Source organism: Streptomyces sp. DI166 (assembly GCF_900091315.1).
GTDB classification, from domain to species: Bacteria; Actinomycetota; Actinomycetes; order Streptomycetales; family Streptomycetaceae; genus Streptomyces; species Streptomyces fuscus.
On the sequence record NZ_FLSP01000033.1, the window covers coordinates 62,043 to 80,595 of the forward strand.

An 18,553-nucleotide genomic window follows, 5' to 3' on the forward strand; every position below is an offset into this window, starting at 1 on the left:
CGCCCCACCCCGGCCGCCCCGAAGCCCACGCACCAACCGCCCCCGATCCCCCCGCAGCGCACCCGCCCCCCGGCTCACCCCCCGCCCTCCTTCCGCTTCCGGAACGAGGCCCGTCCCGCCCGCCGGTCCGGCGCGGGCGCGTTGACCAGCCCCAGTTCCCCCGCCAGCGCCCACAGCGCCTGCTTCACCGTGCTCTTGGCGTCCAGTTCGTGCAGCCGCCCGGCGTCCACCGCGCCCTGGAGTTCCTTGTAGGCGGCGGGGACCGCGGTGGCGGCGAGGGCGGTGCCGGTGATCTTCTGGATCAGCGGGGGCTGGATCTCGGTGCCCCGGGTGTGCCGGTTGACGACGACGGTGGTCTCCTCCGCCTTGCGGATCTGGAGCCGGTCCCACATGCGCACGGCGCGTTTGGCGCCGCGCACGGCGACCACGTCGGGTGTGGTGACGAGCAGGGCCGTGTCGGCCATCTCCACGACGGCCGCGCCCGCCCCGCTGAGCTGGGCCCCGCAGTCGACCACGACGACCTCGTAGCGGGAGCGCAGGGCGCCGACGATCTGGCGGGCGGCGCGGTCGGTGACCTCCTCGCCGCGTTCGCCCTCGCCGGGGGCGAGCAGCAGGGCGAGCCCGCTGTCGTGGCGGAAGACGGCGTCGGCGAGGACGCGCGGGGAGATGTCGCTGATGGTGGCGAGGTCGGCGACCGAGCGGCGGAACTGCACGTCCAGGTAGGAGGCGAGGTCGCCGGTCTGCAGGTCCATGTCGAGCAGGGCGGTGGACCGGCCGGAGGCCTGGGCGGCGAGGGCGAGCTGGACGGCGACCAGGGTGGTGCCGACGCCGCCCTTGGCGCCGCTGACGGTGACGACGGTGCCGCCGACGCCGGTGAACACCTCAAGAGCGCCGCCGAGATGGCGTCGTACGCCCGCCGACCACTGGGCGACGGCCTGGACGCGGACGGCGAGTTCCTCGTACGACAGGGGCAGCGCGACCAGGCCGCGGGCGCCGTAGTCCATGGCGGCCTGGAAGAGGCCGGGGGAGGCGTCGGAGGTGACGAGGATGACGCCGACCGCCGGGAAGCGCAGGGCGACCTCGCGGATCAGCTCCAGGGCGGGGACGGGGCCGATGCGTTCGTGGACGACCACGACCTCGGGCAGTTCGTCGACGGACTCCGCGGCCAGGTGCGCCAGGGTGTCGATGAGCTGGGTGGAGTCGGTCACCGGGGCGACCGGTTCGGCGTCCGGGAGCTGGGAGAGCAGGGTGGTGATCGACCGGACCGCGTCCGCGTCGCCGACTGCCGGGAGGATCCTCGTGGGCATGCGGGCCTCTCACTTGTCCTTCGCGAGTTCGTACGTCCGGTCCGACTCGGGGACCGTGGTGTCGCCGCCGGGCGCCACCAGCGCGAGGCGGACCCGCTGGGCGAACGACTCGGCGTAGGTGAGGCGCTGGGCGTCGAGGGTGGACAGTGCGAAGGTGATCGGGACGGCCTCGGTGGGCCGCCGGCCGCGGTCGTCGGCGTCGGGTTCGAGGGGGGTCAGCTCGCCCACGTCGATGACCTTGGCGTTGGTCACGATGATCTTGGACTGGGCGGGATCGCCCTCGCGGGCGCCCTCGAAGGTGGCGTAGACGTTGACGGTGGAGTTGGGCGTGATCTTGCCCGCGACCCCGGTGGCCGCGTCGATCATGATGGCGACCTCCTGCTGCCCGGGCTTGAGTTCGGGCTGGGCGACGATCATGTCGCTCTGGAGCAGGGAGCCCTTGCGCAGGGCGGTGACCGCGATCTTGCCCTCGACCGCGCGGAGGTCGGTGACGGCGTTGTCGGACAGCCAGCGCTCGGGCATCGAGATCTTCTCGAACTGCGCGGCGGACAGCGGCTTGTACGGCTCCACGTCCGTCTTCAGCCGGTACGCGGTGACCTCGGGGCCGACCTTGGACTCGGCGTCGTTGATGACGGACAGCACGCCGGCGAAGGCGCCGAGGGCGCAGACGACGGAGAGGATCAGGAGTATCACGCCGCGGCGCTGACGGGAGTTCATGAACCGTGCAACCTCATTGGGGGAATCGGTCGGGATCGGTCGGTGGCCTCGGGCGGGGCGGTCAGCCCGCGCGGATCTCGGGTACGGGCGCGGTCGCGGAGCAGAAGACGCAGCGGTCGCCGATGACGTCGATGCCGCACCAGTGGCAGGGACTTCTGCGCACCGAGGTGACGAGCTGGTACAGCACCGACAGGTCGGGCAGGTAGGAGCAGAACTCGATCAGCCGTCCGGTGCCCCACCAGCGCGCCGACTCGGCGGGCAGCGGGGCCTCGCGCAGCCCTTGGACGTTCCAGGACTTGGCGAGGGTGTCGGTGACCCACTCGGACTGGAGCTGGCCGCGGGCGACGAGCATCCGGGTGGCGAACTCCGGGCCGTTCAGGGCGGCTTCGGGGCCGATGCGCACGAGCTGGGGTTCGGGGTGGGCGAGGACGCCGAAGTGGGCGCCGGGGACCCAGGAGCGGGCGTGGGACTTCAGCCCGACGGGGACCCGGTCCAGCTTGGCGACGGAGGCGAGCAGGGCCCCGGCGTGGATGTAGTGGGTGAGCAGTCTGCCCGCCGAGGCGAGGACTCCGGGGCCGAGGTCGCAGGAGGCGAGCTGGCGTAACTGGCGGGCCAGCACGGCCAGTCCGAGCGGCGGCAGCTCGGGGCGGAACAGGGCGATGCGGTCGCTCTCCAGGAGGGAGCGCAGGGTGCGCAGCCGGCGTTCCACGGCGGGGTCGACGGCCTGGGAGCACAGGACGACGAGGTGGCCGTGGGTCTCGACGATCGCCTGGAGCGTGCTCAGGGCCCGGTCGAGGGGCTCGCGGTCCAGGCCCTCCAGCACGACGGCGGGCACGGTGCGCTCGTCCTGCGGTGGCAGTGCCAGGTCGGCACTGGTCACGGCGATGGCAGTTGGCACGCGCAGCTCCCCACTCCGCACCCACGACACACAGTCGACTTCGCTGCGTGACTACGTGAGCACTGTATCCACGGGGCGATGACCGGAGAACAGCGTTTCTGTAGCTATGAGGGAACTTGCGTTTCACAAGTTGCGGCAAAACGGGGCAGGTTGAGCATCTCGGCACTGCCTCTTGACAAGAGGATTGGTCTGGACCAACGTCTTTGACATGTCCCCCACTGGCATGTCCTCATCCGGAAGATCGCCGCGCGGGCGATCGGTGAAGCTCTTCACGGGCGCGGTTCTCGCGGCCCTGGCCCTGACCTTCACGGGCACCGGCACGGCCTCGGCCGCCGATGTCAACAACGCCAAGAACGCCGGCTTCGAGTCCGGCCTGACCAACTGGACCTGCTCCGCGAACAGCGGTACGACCGTCTCCTCCCCGGTGCACGGCGGTTCGGCCGCGCTGAAGGCGACCCCGGCCGGGCAGGACAACGCCCGCTGCACCCAGGCGGTCGCGGTCCAGCCCAACTCCACGTACACGCTCAGCGCCTGGGTGCAGGGCGCCTACACCTACCTGGGTGTCACCGGCACCGGCACCACCGACGTCTCCACCTGGACGCCGGACTCCAGCACCTGGAAGCAGCTGACGACCACCTTCACCACGGGCTCCAGCACCCGCTCGGTGACCGTCTACACCCACGGCTGGTACGGGCAGCCCGCCTACTACGCCGACGACGTCTCGGTGTTCGGCCCGGACGGCGGCGGTGGCGGAGACCCCGAGCCGACGATCCCGGGCACCCCGGCCGGTCTGACGGTCTCGGGCCGCGGCTCCACCTCCATCTCCCTGGCCTGGAACACGGTCTCCGGCGCGACCGGCTACAACGTCTACCGCGACGGCACCAAGGTGACCGCGGTGACCGGCACCTCGGCCACCGTGACCGGCCTCGCCCCGTCCACCTCGTACTCCTTCCAGGTGTCGGCGACCAACTCGGCCGGTGAGTCGCCGAAGTCGGCGCCGGTGACCGGGACGACCACCCAGACCCCGACCGGTCCGGGACTGCCGAAGCACGCGGTGACCGGGTACTGGCAGAACTTCAACAACGGCGCGACCGTGCAGAAGCTGTCGGACGTGCAGGCGCAGTACGACATCATCGCGGTCGCCTTCGCCGACGCCACCGGCACTCCGGGCGCGGTGACCTTCAACCTGGACTCGTCCGGGCTCGGCGGGTACACCGTCGCGCAGTTCAAGGCGGACATCCGGGCCAAGCAGGCGGCCGGGAAGAAGGTCATCATCTCCGTCGGCGGCGAGCGCGGGACGGTGAGCGTCAATGACTCCGCCTCCGCGACGAACTTCGCCAACTCGGTGTATGCGCTGATGCAGGAGTACGGCTTCGACGGCGTCGACATCGACCTGGAGAACGGGCTGAACGCCACCTACATGACGCAGGCGCTCCGCTCGCTGTCGGCGAAGGCGGGACCGTCGATGATCCTGACGATGGCACCCCAGACCATCGACATGCAGTCGACGTCCAACGCCTACTTCCGGACCGCGCTGAACGTGAAGGACATCCTCACGGTCGTCAACATGCAGTACTACAACAGCGGTTCGATGCTGGGCTGCGACGGCAAGGTCTACAGCCAGGGCTCGGTGGACTTCCTCACCGCGCTGGCCTGCATCCAGCTGGAGGGCGGTCTCGACCCGTCCCAGGTGGGTCTGGGCCTGCCCGCCTCGACCCGGGGCGCGGGCAGCGGCTATGTCTCGCCGAGCGTCGTGAACAACGCGCTGGACTGTCTGACCAAGGGCACGGGCTGCGGCTCGTTCAAGCCCTCGCGCACCTACCCGGACCTGCGGGGCGCGATGACCTGGTCGACGAACTGGGACGCCACCGCGGGCAACGCGTGGTCGAACGCGGTGGGTCCGCACGTGCACGGGCTGCCGTAGCCCGTACCGCCGTGACAGCCGTGGTCGGAGTGGGTCAGAAGAACTCCGACCACGGCTGGTCCCAGATCTGCTTCACGCACAGCACCAGGAAGAGCAGGCCCGCGACGGCCAGCATGGCGTTGCTCAGCGGGCCGTTGCGCCAGGGCGCCGGGGTGCGGGAGGTGTTCAGCAGCCACAGCAGGGTGCCGGCCAGGAACGGCAGGAAGGCGGCGCCCAGCACGCCGTAGAGGATGATCAGGCGGAACGGCTGGCCCTGGAAGAGCAGGACGATCGGCGGGAAGGTCAGCCACAGCAGGTACAGCCGGAAGGGCAGGCTGCGTTCGTGGGCGCCGGAGGCGATCTCCTCGCCGCGGGCCGCGTCCCCGGCCCGGTAGCGGGCCACGAAGTCGGCGAACATCAGGCTCACCCCGTGCCAGACGCCGATCAGCGAGGTGAACGAGGTGGCGAAGAAGCCGATCAGGAAGAACTTCGCGGTGGCCTCGCCGTACTCGGCCGCCAGGATGTCGCTCAGCTGGAGCAGCCCCTTGTCGCCCTTGGCGAGGGTGATGTTCGCCGAGTGCAGCAGCTCCGCGCCGACGAAGAGCATGGCGACGACGAAGATGCCGGTGGTGGCGTAGGCGACGCGGTTGTCCAGCCGCATCACCTTCATCCAGCCGGTGTCCGTCCACCCCTTGGCGTTGACCCAGTACCCGTACGCGGCCAGCGTGATGGTGCCGCCGACCCCGCCGATCAGACCGAGGGTGTTGAGGACGGAGTCCTCCTCGTCGGGGAGTACGGGCAGCAGGCCCGCGAAGGCCTCGCCGAGGTTCGGGGTGACCCGGACCGCCAGGTACACCGTCACCACGAACATAACGCCGACCAGGACCGTCATGACCTTCTCGAAGACGGCGTACTTGTTGAACCAGACGAAGACCAGGCCCACCAGCCCGCAGGCCACTCCCCACCACTCCAGGTCCATCACGTCCGGGAACAGGGCCTGCAGCGGCAGGGCGCTGGACGACATCGCCGCGGCGCCGTAGACGAAGCCCCAGACCACCACGTAGACGACGAAGAACCAGGTGGTCCAGCGGCCGAGGCCGGCCCAGCCGTCGAAGAGAGTGCGGCCGGTGGACAGATGCCAGCGGCCGACCGCCTCGGCGAGGGAGATCTTCACCAGACAGCCGATGACCGCCGCCCACAGCAGCGTGTACCCGAAGCTGCTTCCGGCGATCAGGGTGGCGACCAGGTCACCGGCGCCGACACCGGTCGCGGCGACAACGATGCCAGGGCCGATGTGCTTCCAACTGGACCTGCGGGGAGTGGGTTCGGTTCCGTCAACTTGGGTTGCCTGAGTGTTTCCCGAGCCGTCCGCCATGCGGATCAACAAACCGCAGCCCGGGCGCGCCCACAAGAGGGCATGTCAGAGTTCGAACCACACCGTCTTGCGTCTGCCGTCCTGATGACAGCCCCACCGCGTGGCCAGCGCGTCCACCAGGAACATCCCGCGCCCGCTCTCCGAAGCGCCCGCCTGGAGCACCTGCGGGGTGCGGCGCCCGGAGTCCTGGACCTCGCAGCGCACCACCCCCTGACCGGCCGTCAGCGTCACCCGGAAGCGGCTCGCCGAGTGCAGCAGCGCGTTCGTCGCCAGCTCGCTGACCAGCAGCTCGGCCGTGTCCAGCAACTCCTCCTCGGCCGCCAGCCCCCACCCCGCCAACTGCCGGCGCACCTCCGCACGCGCCTCGCGGACCGCCGAGGGGCGCGGGTCGTACTCCACGGTCAGATGAGCGGCTCCGACGGGAGGTTGACGGTGGGAGCCGTTCCGGAGTTGCAGCATGCTGCTCATGGTGGTCCTGCCTGCGGCTTCGCGTAGGGGTAGATATACCTGCATGCCTACCTGTGTTGCGTGCGCGCCCACCCGTACCGCAGGCGCAGGGTAGACCTCTGGTCGGCTGTTCACACGGCCCCCCTTCCGGTGCAGCGGGTGCCTCACTGTCCCCGCCGTCAGCGAAGGACGCACAAAGGTGTCACTCGTGCGGGTGGAACTGGCGCCAGGGGAACGGAGATTGACGCTCGGACCCATACAATCCGCGCCTTCCGCGCGGCTGTGTCATTACGGCCGTATTCAACCTTGACCCGTTCATGCCAGGAATGGACGATGAGCGCGACCCGCACGTGCACGTCGCTGAACCACCCCCCGCTCCACTCCCCACTTCCGGAGATCCCGGAATCCCTGGAGACACAAGGAGAATTCATGCGACTTCGCATCCGAGGCTCGGGCGCCCGCGGCGGGAGACGCACCGCCGCCCTCGCCGCCCTCCTCGCCCTGGCGCTCGCGGCGCCCCTCTCCGCGAGCGTCACGGCCAACGCCGACAGCGCGACCCGCGCGGCCCCCTCGCCGGACGACATCCGCCAGTACGAGATCCACGTCCGCTCGACAGCGGCCGAGCGCACCGCGATCCAGCGGACGGGCGTCACCGTGGACGAGGTCGACGCGCACGGCCTGGTGGTCTCGGGCCGCGCCGACCAGATCCGCGAACTGCGTCAACTGGGCTACGAGGTCACGCCGTCGGGCGCCGTACCGGACCGTTCGAGCGGCGCCGACGACCTGCGGCTGTTCGACTTCCCGTCGGCGGACTCGCGCTACCACAACTACGCGGAGATGACGAGCGAGATCAACTCCCTCGTCGCCGCCCACCCGACCCTCGCCAGCACCCGGGTGATCGGCCAGTCCTACCAGGGCCGGAACATCACCGCCATCAAGATCAGTGACAACGTGGCCACCGACGAGGCCGAGCCCGAGGTCCTCTTCACCCACCACCAGCACGCCCGCGAGCACCTCACCGTCGAGATGGCGCTGTACCTGCTGCGCGAGCTGACCTCCGACTACGGCACCGACTCACGCGTCACGAGCCTGGTCAACAGCCGGGAGATCTGGATCGTGCCGGACCTGAACCCGGACGGCGGCGAGTACGACATCGCCACCGGCTCCTACCGCTCCTGGCGCAAGAACCGGCAGCCCAACTCCGGCTCCTCGTACGTCGGTACCGACCTCAACCGCAACTGGGACTACCGCTGGGGCTGCTGCGGCGGCTCCTCCGGCTCGGCGTACTCCGAGACCTACCGGGGCCGTTCACCCGAGTCCGCGCCCGAGGTCAAGGTCGTGGCGGACTTCGTGCGCAGCCGGGTCGTCGGCGGCAAGCAGCAGATCAGGGCCGCGATCGACTTCCACACCTACAGCGAACTGGTGCTGTGGCCCTTCGGGTACACCTACTCCGACACCACCACCGGCATGACCGCCGACGACCGCAACGCCTTCGCCACGGTCGGCCGGAAGATGGCGGCCAGCAACGGCTACACGCCGGAGCAGGCCAGCGACCTGTACATCACCGACGGGTCGATCGACGACTGGCTCTGGGGCGCCCAGAAGATCTTCGCGTACACCTTCGAGATGTACCCGCGCTCCGGTGGCGGCGGCTTCTACCCGCCCGACGAGGTCATCGAGCGGGAGACGTCCCGGAACCGGGACGCCGTCCTGCAACTCCTGGAGAACGCGGACTGTATGTACCGCTCGATCGGCAAGGAGGCCCAGTACTGCTCGTAGGACTCCGTTACACGGATTCCTCTTCCTCGAAGTAGGCGTCCAGCACCTTGTCGAGCTGTGACTCCCACTCGCCGAAGACGCTCCTGGCCGGTGCCTCGATCTCGATCGGGTACCAGCGCCGGTCAGGAGTGTGCACGGTGACGGTGAACCGCTTGCCGAAGCGGGGCGTCTCCGTCTCCACGGCGCCGATCTCGTCCCAGCGGAACTCGCACTCCTGGTCGTCCAGGGCGAGCCGGACACCGCGCCGGTCGGCGACGATTCTCGCCCGCCGGTCGGCGGCCTCGAAGACGGGGCCGTCCTCCGCGACGTCCTCGTTCTCGTTCTCGTTCTCGGACTCCTCGACGACGGCCTCGGGTTCGGCCTCGGTCTCCGCGGCGGCTTCCGCCTCCGAGTCCGACGACTTGTCCGTCTTCTCCGACGAGTCGGCCACGGGCGCGGTGAGCCCGGGGACGAAAGCCGGGTCGAACCCGGCGCCTTCCAGGGGCTGGCTGCTCGATCCTATGCGCTGCTCCACAGCGGGCAGTATGGTCGAAGATCCTGTGCCGCACACAGCCAGCCCCCTGCATCGTTATACGAAGATGCTCAATCCCGCGGCCACCACGAACCCGACCACCGACAGCACCGTCTCCAGCACGGTCCAGGTCTTGAGGGTGTCGCGCTCGCTGATGCCGAAGTACTTGGCGACCATCCAGAAGCCGCCGTCATTGACGTGCGAGGCGAAGATGGAGCCCGCCGAGATGGCCATGATGACCAGGGCGACGAAGGCCTGCGAGTGGTCGCCCTCGGACAGCAGCGGCGCCACGATGCCGGCCGTGGTGACGATGGCCACCGTCGCCGAGCCCTGCGCGACCCGCAGCACCACGGAGATCAGGTAGGACAGCACGATCACCGGCAGGCCCACGTCGTTGAAGGTGTCCGACAGCGCCTGCGCCACTCCGCTGGCCTTCAGTACGGCGCCGAAGACCCCGCCCGCGCCGACCACCAGCAGGATGTTGCCGACCGGCTTGAGGGACGAAGTGGACACCGTCTCCAGGGACTTGCGGGACCAGCCGCGCCGGATGCCGAGCACGTAGTAGGCGAGCAGCAGCGCGATCGTCAGGGCGACGAAGGGGTGCCCGAAGAACTCCACGACCGAGCGCCCGGTGGACGGGTCGAGGGCGATGGAGGAGAAGGTGGCCGCGAGGATCAGCACCAGCGGGGTACCGATGATGGCGAGCACGGTACCGAGGGCGACGGGCTCCTCCCGCGGCTCGCCCTGCTCGGCGCGCACCGCCCGCTTGGCCTCCTCGGCGGCCTCCACCATGTCCTGCGGTACGGCGACGAAGATGCGGCGGCCGATCCAGGCGGAGAACACCCAGGCGGCGAGTACGGCCGGGATGCCGCAGACCACGCCCATGAGGATGACCCAGCCGAGGTCGACGTGGAGGAGTCCGGCGGCGGCGACCGGGCCGGGGTGCGGGGGCAGGAAGGCGTGGGTCATCGACAGGCCCGCCAGCAGGGGCAGGCAGTACAGCAGGATCGACTTGCCGGAGCGCTTGGCGGCGGCGTAGACGATCGGCGCGAGGACGAAGATGCCGACGTCGAAGAAGACCGGGATGCCGAAGACGACACCGGTGACGCCCATGGCGAGCGGTGCCCGCTTCTCGCCGAACAGGCCCAGCAGCCGGGAGGCCAACACCTCGGCGCCGCCGCTGACTTCGAGGATGGCGCCGAGCATGGTCCCGAGGCCGATGATGATGGCGACATGGCCGAGGATGCCGCCCATGCCGGACTCGATGGTCGAGACGGCGTCGGAGCGCTGGACGGTGCCGAAGAGTTCGGTGACGGAGAGTCCGGCGAGCAGGCCGACGGCTATGGAGACGGCGAGCAGCGCGACGAACGGCTGGAGCCGCGCCTTGATGATGAGGAAGAGCAGCAGGGCGATGCCGATGGCGGCGACGGTCAGCAGACCGGCGGTGCCGTCGATGAGCAGGAGCAGTCCGCCGGTGTGCGGGGGTGGGGTCATGGTGGGCCTCTGGCTAAGGACATACAGCTTTCGGGCAGGGGGGATCGCGGCATGGCCCGTCTTGGGCCATGCCGGGTGCGGTGTACGGGAAGTGAGGGATCGTCAGCCGAGGACGGCGAGGGCGTCGATCTCGATGAGGAGGCCCGCCGGGAGGCCGACGTAGACGGTGGTGCGGGCGGCGGGCGGGGCGGTGAGCCGCTGCGCCTCGAAGTAGGCGTTGTAGATGTCGTTCATCTCGGCGAAGTGGGCGACGTCGGTGAGGTACACGCGGATCATCATCACGTCGTCCCAGCTCGCGCCGCCCTCCTCCAGGATCGCCTTGACGTTGTCGAGGGTCTGGAGGGTCTGTTCGCGCAGGGTGGGCCCGGCGGGCGTGGGCGGCTTGCCCTCCTCGGCGGGCAGGAAGCCGACCTGGCCCGCGACCTGGAGGATGTTGCCCTTGCGCACCCCGTGGGAGAACTTCGCGGGCGGGGTGGTGTGGGTCTTCGGGGTAAGCGCGGTCTTCTCGATCTTGCCGGTCATCGGGACCTTCCTTCGTGGATACCCCCGGCTTCAGCCGGGGGAGGAAACGAAGCTCCTGCGGAGCAGGGCAGGGAATGCCGGTTCGCCGCCGGGGCGGACGGGCGTCCTCCGGCCACCGGCCAACAGTCGCCTCTCACACGGAAGCTGATTCAATGGGAGGCGTGACGCAACAGGTCAAGCGGGCTTTCAAGTACCGCTTCTACCCAACGGACGAGCAGGCAGCCGAGCTGTCCCGCACGTTCGGCTGCGTCCGCCTCGTCTACAACAAGGCGCTGGAGGAACGCACCCGGGCTTGGTACGGCGAGCAGCGCCGCGTCTCCTACGTGCAGTCGTCGGCTGCACTGACGGAGTGGAAGAAGACCGGGGAACTCGCCTTCCTGACGGAGGTGTCCTGCGTCCCGCTTCAGCAGGCGCTGCGCCACCTTCAGACGGCGTTCGGGAACTTCTTCGCCAAGCGCGCGAAGTACCCCCGGTTCAAGTCGCGGAAGAAGTCCCGCGCGTCGGCCGAGTACACCCGCTCCGGCTTCAAGTTCCGGGACGGAAAGCTGACGCTGGCGAAGATGGCCGAGCCGTTGGACATCCGCTGGTCGCGTCCGCTCCCAGAGGGTGCGGTGCCGACGACGGTGACCGTGTCCCGCGACAGTGCCGGGCGCTGGTTCGTGTCGATGCTGTGCGACGACCGGATTGCTCCGGCTCCGGCCACCACGAGCGCGGTCGGTATCGACGCGGGCATAACCAGCCTCGTGACCCTGTCGACCGGGCAGAAGGTCGCCAACCCCCGGCACGAGCGCCGCGACCGTGCCCGTCTCGCCAAGGCGCAGCGGGAGCTGTCCCGCAAGGAGAAGGGCTCCGCGAACCGGGAGAAGGCCCGGCGCCGTGTCGCGAAGGTCCACGCCCGGATCGTCGACCGGCGCCGCGACTTCCTCCACAAGCTGTCGACTCGACTCGTCCGTGAGAACCAAACGGTCGTGATCGAGGACCTCACCGTCCGCAACCTGCTGAAGAACGGCAAGCTCGCGCGCGCCATCAGCGACGCGTCGTGGACGGAGCTCCGCTCCATGCTGGAGTACAAGTGCGCCTGGTACGGGCGCGAACTCGTTGTGATCGACCGCTGGTTCCCCAGCTCCAAGCTGTGCGGGGCCTGTGGCACGGTCGCGGCGAGGATGCCGCTGAACGTCCGTGAGTGGACGTGCGACTGCGGCGTGGTGCATGACCGCGATGTGAACGCGGCTCGCAACATCCTGGCCGCCGGGCTGGCGGCGTCTGCCTGTGGAGACGGTGTAAGACCTCAACGGGAGTCCTCCCGGACGGGGCGGTCGTCGGTGAAGCAGGAATCCCAGCGGGCGACCGCTGGAATCCCCCGCCTTTAGGCGGGGGAGGAAGTCAAGGGGCGTCCTTTGCTGGGGTCTTGCCGGAGTACTCGCCGGTGATCTCGTCCGCGGTACGGCGGACCAGCGGCAGCAGGGTGAGGAGTTCGTCGGCGGTGACGACGACATTGGGCGCGGAGACCGACATGGCGGCGGCGACCCGGCCGTCGGCGCCCCGGACGGGGGCGGCGACGCAGTTGATGGACTCCTCGTGGCCCCCGAGGTCGGAGGCCCAGCCCTGTTCGCGTGCCTTGTCCAGCTCGCGCAGGAAGGCGGCGGCGTTCGGCGTCGAACGGGACGTGTACATGGGGTAGTCGAGCTTCTCCGCGAGGGCGCGGCGCTCGGGCTCGGGCAGGTCGGCGAGGAGCAGCTTGGCCACGGCGGCGACGGTGATGGCGACCGGCTTGCCGATCCGCGAGTACATGCGCACCGGGTAGCGGCTCTCCACCTTGTCGATGTAGAGGACCTCGTCCTCCTCGTACACGGCGAGGTGGACGGTGTGGCCGATCCGCTCGTTGAGGCGGACCAGGTGGGGGTGGGCGATCTCGCGGATGTCGAGGTTCTCCATCGCCTCCTGGGCGAGGGCGATGAGCCGGGCGCCGAGGCGGTAGCGCTGGTCGGACTGGCGGTAGACCATGCCGTGCTCGTGCAGGGTGCGCAGCAGGCGCAGCGCGGTGGACTTGTGCACGCCCAGGCGGTCGGCGACGGTGCCGAGGTCGGCGGGGCCCTCGGCGAGCAGCGGCAGGATGCTGAGCGCGCGGTCGACGGTCTGGCTCATGGGGTGGGTACCTCCTCCTCGGCCCGTGGATCGGCCTGTGTCCAGCCGGGGCCGAGTCGAAGTCTCCCCCACGTCTCGTCCGGTACGGCGGCCAGGCGGTCGGCGGTGTCGCGGGCGGGGGGTACGGCTAGGTCGCCGGGGGTGGTGAGGGCGGCGGCGGCCCAGAGGTGGCCGTGGCGCAGCCGGGCGCGGTCGGGCAGGCCGCGCAGGGTGGCGGAGAGGAAGCCGGCGGCGAAGGCGTCCCCGGCGCCGGTGGTGGCGACGACGTCCACGGCGAGGGCGGGCTGGAAGACGCCGGGCGCGTCGCCGTGGAAGAGGGTCGCCCCTCGGGCGCCTTCCTTCACGACCAGCACCTCGGGCTCGGGCAGCAGTTCCCGGACCTGTTCGGGACCGCCGGTCACACCCCAGACGCCGTGCGCCTCGTCCTCCCCCACGAACACGATGTCCGCGCCGCGCGCCAGCTCCAGCAGCACCCCGGGACCGGCGGCGTCCGGCCACAGCCCGGGCCGGTGATTGACGTCGAAGGAGACCAGCGGGCGCCCCGGCCGGGGTGCCGTCAGTTCCCGCAGCAGCCCCAGGCAGTCGGCCGACAGGGCCGCCGTGATCCCGGACAGATGCAGCACCCGGCACGCGCGTACGGCGTCCAGGTCCACGTTGGCGACGCCCATCACGGAGGCCGCCGAGCCCGCGCGGTAGTACGCCACCTCGTGCGCGTCCGTCCCCCGGTCCCCCGCGGTGCGGAAGTACAGCCCCGTCGGGCGCGCCGGGTCGCGGCGGACGGCGGAGACGTCGACGCCCCAGCCGCCGACGGCGTCGAGGAGGTGGTCGCCGAAGCCGTCGGCGCCGACCCGGCTCACCCAGCGCGCGGAGTGTCCGGCGGCGGCCAGGGCGCAGGCCACGTTGGACTCGGCGCCGCCGATGGACCGGTCGAAGGAGGGCACGTCGGCGAGGCGGCCCGGCCGGGTGGGCAGGAACGCGACCATGGACTCGCCGAGCGCGACCACGTCGACGGCGCCTTCGACGCGGGGGGTGTCGCAGGGTCCGGTACCGGTCACGATCGTCGTATCCCCCAACCTTGTGTTCGTGTTGGGCGAGATGTTAGACAGCAGTTAGCGATATACGCAATGAACGTTGCAATCAATGCAACGTCCCTGATCAGGGAGGCTCCATGGCCGTTGAAGCGCTCGCCCGGCTCGCCGAGGAACGTGTCGACCACCGCTTCAAGGGCCTGCCGCCGGACGCCGCGGGCCTGACGGTCGGCGAGCTGGCGGCCGAGCGGCGCAACCTCTTCACGGGCGGTTTCGCCACCCCCGTACTGGCCCTGTCCGCCGAGCGCCTGGAGCACAACCTGCGCCTGATGGAGACCTACGCCGCCCGGCACGGCCTCGCCTTCGCCCCGCACGGCAAGACCTCCATGGCCCCGCAGCTCTTCCAGCGCCAGATCGAGCACGGCGCCTGGGGCATCACCCTCGCCGTGCCGCACCAGGTGTGGGTGGCTCGTGAGTTCGGGATCGAGCGGGTCTTCCTCGCCAACGAGCTGGTGGACGCGGCGGCCCTGCGCCGCGTCGCCGCCGACCTGGCCGCCGACCCGTCCTTCCGGTTCGTCTGCTACGTCGACTCCGTGCGCGGTGTGGAACTGATGGACGCGGCCCTTGAGGGCGCCACCCGGCCGGTGGACGTGGTCGTGGAGCTGGCGGCCGGGGAAGGCGCGCGGACCGGGGTGCGCACCGAGGCGGAGTGCGCGGCGGTCGCGGACGCGGTGGCGGCGGCGCGGGGGCTGCGGCTGGTGGGGGTCGCGGGGTACGAGGGCGAGGTGCCGCAGGCGACGCCGGAGCGGGTGCACGCGTGGCTGCGCCGGCTGGTCGCACTGGCCGCCGACTTCGACAAGGCCGGGCGCTTCGACGGCACGGACGAGATCGTCGTCAGCGCGGGCGGCAGCGCCTGGTTCGACGCGGTCGCGGACGTCTTCGCGGAGATCCCGGGCCTGTCCCGCCCGGTACTGAAGCTGCTGCGCTCCGGCGCGTACGTCTCGCACGACGACGGCCACTACCGCAAGCTCACCCCGTTCAACCGGGTCCCCGAGGAGGGCGCCCTGGAGCCCGCGTTCCGGCTGTGGGCGCAGGTCGTCTCCCGGCCCACGCCGGAGCAGGCGTTCGTCAACGCGGGCAAGCGGGACGCGGCCTACGACCTGGACCTGCCCTTCGCCCAGGTGGTGCGGCGGGACGGGGCGGAGCGGGCGGCGGCCGGGATCGAGGTGACCGCCCTGTCCGACCAGCACGCCTGGCTGCGCACCGGTCCGGAGGCGGACCTGGAGGTCGGCGACTGGGTCGGCCTGGGCCTGTCCCACCCGTGCACGTCCTTCGACAAGTGGCCGCTGATCCCGGTCGCGCAGGCGGACGGCACGGTAGTCGACTACATCCGTACGTTCTTCTAGGCCGAGGGAGGCCCGCTGTGCTGGATCTGGTCATCCGGGACGCCGACGTGGTGGACGGCTCCGGCGCCGACTCCTACCGCGCCGACGTGGTCGTCGACAACGGCCGTATCGTCGCCATCGTGCGCGAGGCCGCCGCCGCGGGCTGTCAACGGCCCTCGGCGATGCGCGAGCTGGACGCCGAGGGGCTGGTGCTGGCGCCCGGCTTCATCGACATGCACGCGCACAGCGACCTGGCGCTGCTGCGGGACCCCGACCACAGCGCCAAGGCCGCGCAGGGCGTGACGCTGGAGGTGATCGGGCAGGACGGACTGTCCTACGCCCCGGTCGACGACCGCACGCTCGCCGAGGTGCGGCGCGCGATCACCGGCTGGAACGGCGACGGGGACGACATCGACTTCGAGTGGCGGTCGGTGGGCGAGTACCTGGACCGGCTGGACCGGGGCATCGCCGTGAACGCGGCCTACCTGATCCCGCAGGGGACGGTACGGGCGCTGGCCGTCGGCTGGGAGGACCGCGAGGCGACGCCCGAAGAGCTGGACCGGATGCGGCAGTTGGTCGCCGAGGGTCTGGAGCAGGGCGCGGTCGGCATGTCCTCGGGGCTCACCTACACACCGGGCATGTACGCCAAGGACGCCGAACTGACCGAACTGTGCCGGGTGGTGGCCTCCTACGGCGGCTACTACTGCCCGCACCACCGCTCCTACGGCGCGGGCGCGCTGGAGGCGTACCGGGAGATGGTGGAGCTGACCTCCGAGGCCGGGTGCGCGCTGCATCTGGCGCACGCGACGATGAACTTCGGCGTGAACAAGGGCCGGGCACCGGAGCTGCTGGCCCTGCTGGACGAGGCGCTGGCGTCCGGCACGGACATCAGCCTCGACACCTACCCCTACACCCCCGGCTGCACCACGCTCGCCGCGCTGCTGCCGAGCTGGGCGAGCGAGGGCGGCCCGGAGGCGGTGCTGGCGCGGCTGCGGGACGAGGGGACGGCGGAGCGCATCCGCCACGACCTGGAGGTCACCGGCTCGGACGGCTGCCACGGCGTACCGATGGAGTGGGACACGATCGAGATCTCCGGCGTGAGCGACCCGGCGCTGGCGGAGTACGTGGGCCGCCGCGTCCCCGACTGGCCGACGGCCCGGCGTCTGCTGCTCGGCGACCGCCTGGGCACGACGATCCTCCAGCACGTGGGCCACGAGGAGAACGTCCGCGCGATCATGCGCCACCCGGTGCACACGGGCGGCTCGGACGGCATCCTCCAGGGCGACAAGCCGCACCCGCGGGCGTACGGCACGTTCCCGCAGTATCTCGGCACGTACGTACGGGAGTTGGGGGTGCTGTCACTGGAGGAGTGCGTGGCGCATCTGACGTCCCGCCCGGCACGGCGGCTGCGGCTGCCGGACCGGGGCCTGGTCCGCGAGGGGTACCGGGCGGACCTGGTGCTGTTCGACCCGCGGACGGTGGCGCCGGGGTCGACGTACGAGGAGCCGAGGCGGCTGCCGACGGGCATCCCGTACGTGCTGGTGGACGGCCGGTTCGTGATCGAGGACGGCCGTCGCACCGACGTGCTGGCGGGGCGGGCGGTCCGCAGAACGCCCGCCCCGTGACGCTTACGGCTGTTACGGCTTGGGGAGCGCGCAGCCGGGGGCGCTGAGGTCGAGCTTGTTGTCGATGCCGAAGCAGGCGGGTATGCCGTACGTCTGCTGGGCGTAGTTGATGCCCTGGCGGACGGTGACGTTGCCGTTCTCGTCGACCTCGCAGGGGTTGTTGACGGTGCAGCGCTGGCCGTCCTCGTTGCCGGTGTTGTTCACCGCGACGACCCTGCCGGTGGCCTGGTCGAGGACGGGCGAGCCCGAGGTGCCGCCGATGGTGTTGCAGGCGGAGGTGTACCGGACGGAGTCCTTGAAGGTCCAGTCACCCTCCTTCAGCCGGTAGGCGAAGCCGTCGATCGAGCAGTTGTAGATCCGCTTCCAGTACCCGGAGACGACGCTGATGGCGGTGCCCGCGACGGGGCGGGTGTCGTTGAGGGTGAGCGCGTTGATGCCGTACGACGACCTGATCTGCGCGTAGGTCCGGGTGAGCTGGTAGATCGCGGCGTCGGTGTCGGTCATCGTGCCGTACACGATCTTGCTGGCGCGCAGGGTGGCGACGCGGGTGCCGGAGGAGTTGAGCAGCCCGAAGGAGCGGGAGGACGCCCGGTCGACGACGACCGCACCGGGCCCGGGCATTCCGCTCTCCAGGCAGTGGCCGTTGGTGAGCACCAGCGCGGGGTCGTTGTCCTCGGAGTCGGGCATCCGCACGACCGACCCGGAGCAGTTGCTGAGCGCCACGGTCCCGGCGAAGTTCACGGCCCGGACCGCGGGTGGGGCCTCGCTCCGCTCGGGAGCGGCGACCGCGGGCGCCGCCCCGGCCCCGGCGATGGCCAGGGCTCCGAGCAAGGCAACGAGAGGCTTTCTCATGTGGGGGTCCCCTCTTGCAACAAAGGCAGCCGGAGATCTTCCGGCCGCCCGCTGATTTGTCATGCGCATTGTTATGGGAGGGGATGGTGGGGGCAAGGAGTCAATTCCGGCCACGGGAGACGCCCGCACCGGACCGCGCACCGCCAGGCCGTGCCCGCGGAGTCCCGCCTGCCGCCCGACGGCCTAGTGCGGCCCCTTGCCTCCCGCGTGCGGTGGCCTCTTGCCGGAGTTGCCCGGACCCTTGGTGGCCGAGGGCTCGCCGCCAGGGGTGCTGGAGGCGGGAGCCGTCGGCGTCGGGGAGGTCCGACCGGCGCTCTCGGTGACGGGCGACCCCGTCGGCGTGGGGGACGCCGGGGCCGCCGGGTTCGCGGGCGAGGACGTCGGGGCCGAGGACGGGGCCACCCAGGGGTCCGCGGGCATCCCGGAGTCGTCCCTGGTCGTACGGGGCGGCATCCCGCTCTCCTCCGCATCGCCCGAGGAGAGCGCGAAGCCCGCGACCACGGCCGCGAGCGAGGCGGCACCCACGACACCGGCCGCCAGCAGGGCGTGGCGGCGGCGCTCACCG

The 18,553-nt window shown here is 70.8% G+C and carries 16 protein-coding genes and 1 pseudogene; 6 read left to right on the forward strand and 11 right to left on the reverse strand.

The genetic code is table 11. The features are described 5' to 3' along the window. Positions 1–74 precede the first annotated feature (74 nt). From GA0115233_RS18310 to GA0115233_RS18320, 3 genes are all read right to left on the reverse strand, one after another. The gene (locus GA0115233_RS18310) at positions 75–1,307 is read right to left on the reverse strand and encodes an AAA family ATPase (protein WP_093721309.1); all 1,233 of its coding nucleotides are present in this window, start codon (positions 1,305–1,307) and stop codon (positions 75–77) included. 9 nt (positions 1,308–1,316) lie between these two features. Beyond that, positions 1,317–2,024 carry a Flp pilus assembly protein CpaB gene (cpaB, locus tag GA0115233_RS18315; RefSeq protein ID WP_093721310.1) on the reverse strand — a complete coding sequence of 236 codons (708 nt, stop codon included), beginning with the start codon at positions 2,022–2,024 and terminating at the stop codon, positions 1,317–1,319. 61 nt (positions 2,025–2,085) lie between these two features. Then, the gene (locus GA0115233_RS18320; protein WP_255310250.1) at positions 2,086–2,922 is read right to left on the reverse strand and encodes a hypothetical protein; all 837 of its coding nucleotides are present in this window, start codon (positions 2,920–2,922) and stop codon (positions 2,086–2,088) included. 223 nt (positions 2,923–3,145) lie between these two features. Here GA0115233_RS18320 and GA0115233_RS18325 point away from each other — a divergent pair, with 223 nt between their 5' ends. Then, positions 3,146–4,846, forward strand: coding sequence for a chitinase (locus GA0115233_RS18325; RefSeq protein WP_093721311.1), 1,701 nt, complete (start codon positions 3,146–3,148; stop codon positions 4,844–4,846). Positions 4,847–4,880: 34 nt separating this feature from the next. Here the strand turns inward: GA0115233_RS18325 and GA0115233_RS18330 are convergent, their stop codons facing one another. Beyond that, positions 4,881–6,200, reverse strand: a complete 1,320-nt coding sequence (locus tag GA0115233_RS18330) for an Nramp family divalent metal transporter (protein WP_093721312.1) — start codon at positions 6,198–6,200, stop codon at positions 4,881–4,883. 45 nt (positions 6,201–6,245) lie between these two features. Then, a complete protein-coding gene (locus GA0115233_RS18335) occupies positions 6,246–6,659 on the reverse strand; it encodes an ATP-binding protein (protein ID WP_250748091.1) in 414 nt (137 codons plus the stop codon). Between the two features lie 417 nt (positions 6,660–7,076). Between GA0115233_RS18335 and GA0115233_RS18340 the strand changes: the two genes are divergently transcribed. Continuing rightward, entirely contained in the window at positions 7,077–8,426 is a 1,350-nt protein-coding gene (locus tag GA0115233_RS18340; RefSeq protein ID WP_093721314.1) for a M14 family metallopeptidase, read from the forward strand. A 7-nt stretch (positions 8,427–8,433) separates the two neighbouring features. Here the strand turns inward: GA0115233_RS18340 and GA0115233_RS18345 are convergent, their stop codons facing one another. From GA0115233_RS18345 to GA0115233_RS18355, 3 genes are all read right to left on the reverse strand, one after another. Then, positions 8,434–8,940 (reverse strand): hypothetical protein, encoded by a 507-nt coding sequence (locus GA0115233_RS18345; RefSeq protein ID WP_093721315.1) that lies wholly within the window; start codon positions 8,938–8,940, stop codon positions 8,434–8,436. A 54-nt stretch (positions 8,941–8,994) separates the two neighbouring features. Beyond that, a complete protein-coding gene (locus tag GA0115233_RS18350; protein ID WP_093721316.1) occupies positions 8,995–10,431 on the reverse strand; it encodes a GntP family permease in 1,437 nt (478 codons plus the stop codon). Positions 10,432–10,533: 102 nt separating this feature from the next. Then, on the reverse strand, positions 10,534–10,953 hold the full coding sequence (locus GA0115233_RS18355) for a RidA family protein (RefSeq protein WP_093721317.1): 420 nt from the start codon (positions 10,951–10,953) through the stop codon (positions 10,534–10,536). A gap of 161 nt (positions 10,954–11,114) precedes the next feature. Between GA0115233_RS18355 and GA0115233_RS18360 the strand changes: the two genes are divergently transcribed. Beyond that, complete coding sequence (locus GA0115233_RS18360; RefSeq protein ID WP_093721333.1) at positions 11,115–12,323, forward strand: RNA-guided endonuclease InsQ/TnpB family protein; 1,209 nt, start codon at positions 11,115–11,117, stop codon at positions 12,321–12,323. Positions 12,324–12,336: 13 nt separating this feature from the next. Here GA0115233_RS18360 and GA0115233_RS18365 read toward each other — a convergent pair whose 3' ends face one another. Next, positions 12,337–13,098 carry an IclR family transcriptional regulator gene (locus GA0115233_RS18365; RefSeq protein WP_093721318.1) on the reverse strand — a complete coding sequence of 254 codons (762 nt, stop codon included), beginning with the start codon at positions 13,096–13,098 and terminating at the stop codon, positions 12,337–12,339. Continuing rightward, positions 13,095–14,153 carry a sugar kinase gene (locus GA0115233_RS18370; RefSeq protein WP_093721319.1) on the reverse strand — a complete coding sequence of 353 codons (1,059 nt, stop codon included), beginning with the start codon at positions 14,151–14,153 and terminating at the stop codon, positions 13,095–13,097. The genes GA0115233_RS18365 and GA0115233_RS18370 overlap by 4 nt, the downstream gene beginning before the upstream one ends. 113 nt (positions 14,154–14,266) lie before the next feature. On the opposite strand from GA0115233_RS18370, the gene GA0115233_RS18375 reads away from it, so the two are divergent. Both GA0115233_RS18375 and GA0115233_RS18380 read left to right on the forward strand, forming a co-directional pair. Continuing rightward, positions 14,267–15,532 carry an amino acid deaminase gene (locus GA0115233_RS18375; protein ID WP_093721320.1) on the forward strand — a complete coding sequence of 422 codons (1,266 nt, stop codon included), beginning with the start codon at positions 14,267–14,269 and terminating at the stop codon, positions 15,530–15,532. A 17-nt stretch (positions 15,533–15,549) separates the two neighbouring features. Next, complete coding sequence (locus GA0115233_RS18380) at positions 15,550–17,136, forward strand: N-acyl-D-amino-acid deacylase family protein (RefSeq protein ID WP_093721321.1); 1,587 nt, start codon at positions 15,550–15,552, stop codon at positions 17,134–17,136. Between the two features lie 12 nt (positions 17,137–17,148). Here GA0115233_RS18380 and GA0115233_RS18385 read toward each other — a convergent pair whose 3' ends face one another. Next, on the reverse strand, positions 17,149–17,988 hold the full coding sequence (locus GA0115233_RS18385; protein WP_093721322.1) for a trypsin-like serine peptidase: 840 nt from the start codon (positions 17,986–17,988) through the stop codon (positions 17,149–17,151). Between the two features lie 220 nt (positions 17,989–18,208). Here GA0115233_RS18385 and GA0115233_RS18390 point away from each other — a divergent pair. Beyond that, positions 18,209–18,553: pseudogene (locus GA0115233_RS18390) on the forward strand (hypothetical protein); the annotation flags it as partial.

Coding starts and splice junctions, on each gene's coding strand:
- GA0115233_RS18355 (WP_093721317.1), bottom strand. CDS start 10,953: ATGACCGGCAAGATCGAGAAGACCGCGCTTACCCCGAAGACCCACACC.
- cpaB (WP_093721310.1), bottom strand. CDS start 2,024: ATGAACTCCCGTCAGCGCCGCGGCGTGATACTCCTGATCCTCTCCGTC.
- GA0115233_RS18335 (WP_250748091.1), bottom strand. CDS start 6,659: ATGCTGCAACTCCGGAACGGCTCCCACCGTCAACCTCCCGTCGGAGCC.
- GA0115233_RS18385 (WP_093721322.1), bottom strand. CDS start 17,988: ATGAGAAAGCCTCTCGTTGCCTTGCTCGGAGCCCTGGCCATCGCCGGG.
- GA0115233_RS18365 (WP_093721318.1), bottom strand. CDS start 13,098: ATGAGCCAGACCGTCGACCGCGCGCTCAGCATCCTGCCGCTGCTCGCC.
- GA0115233_RS18330 (WP_093721312.1), bottom strand. CDS start 6,200: ATGGCGGACGGCTCGGGAAACACTCAGGCAACCCAAGTTGACGGAACC.
- GA0115233_RS18325 (WP_093721311.1), top strand. CDS start 3,146: ATGTCCTCATCCGGAAGATCGCCGCGCGGGCGATCGGTGAAGCTCTTC.
- GA0115233_RS18350 (WP_093721316.1), bottom strand. CDS start 10,431: ATGACCCCACCCCCGCACACCGGCGGACTGCTCCTGCTCATCGACGGC.
- GA0115233_RS18310 (WP_093721309.1), bottom strand. CDS start 1,307: ATGCCCACGAGGATCCTCCCGGCAGTCGGCGACGCGGACGCGGTCCGG.
- GA0115233_RS18340 (WP_093721314.1), top strand. CDS start 7,077: ATGCGACTTCGCATCCGAGGCTCGGGCGCCCGCGGCGGGAGACGCACC.
- GA0115233_RS18375 (WP_093721320.1), top strand. CDS start 14,267: ATGGCCGTTGAAGCGCTCGCCCGGCTCGCCGAGGAACGTGTCGACCAC.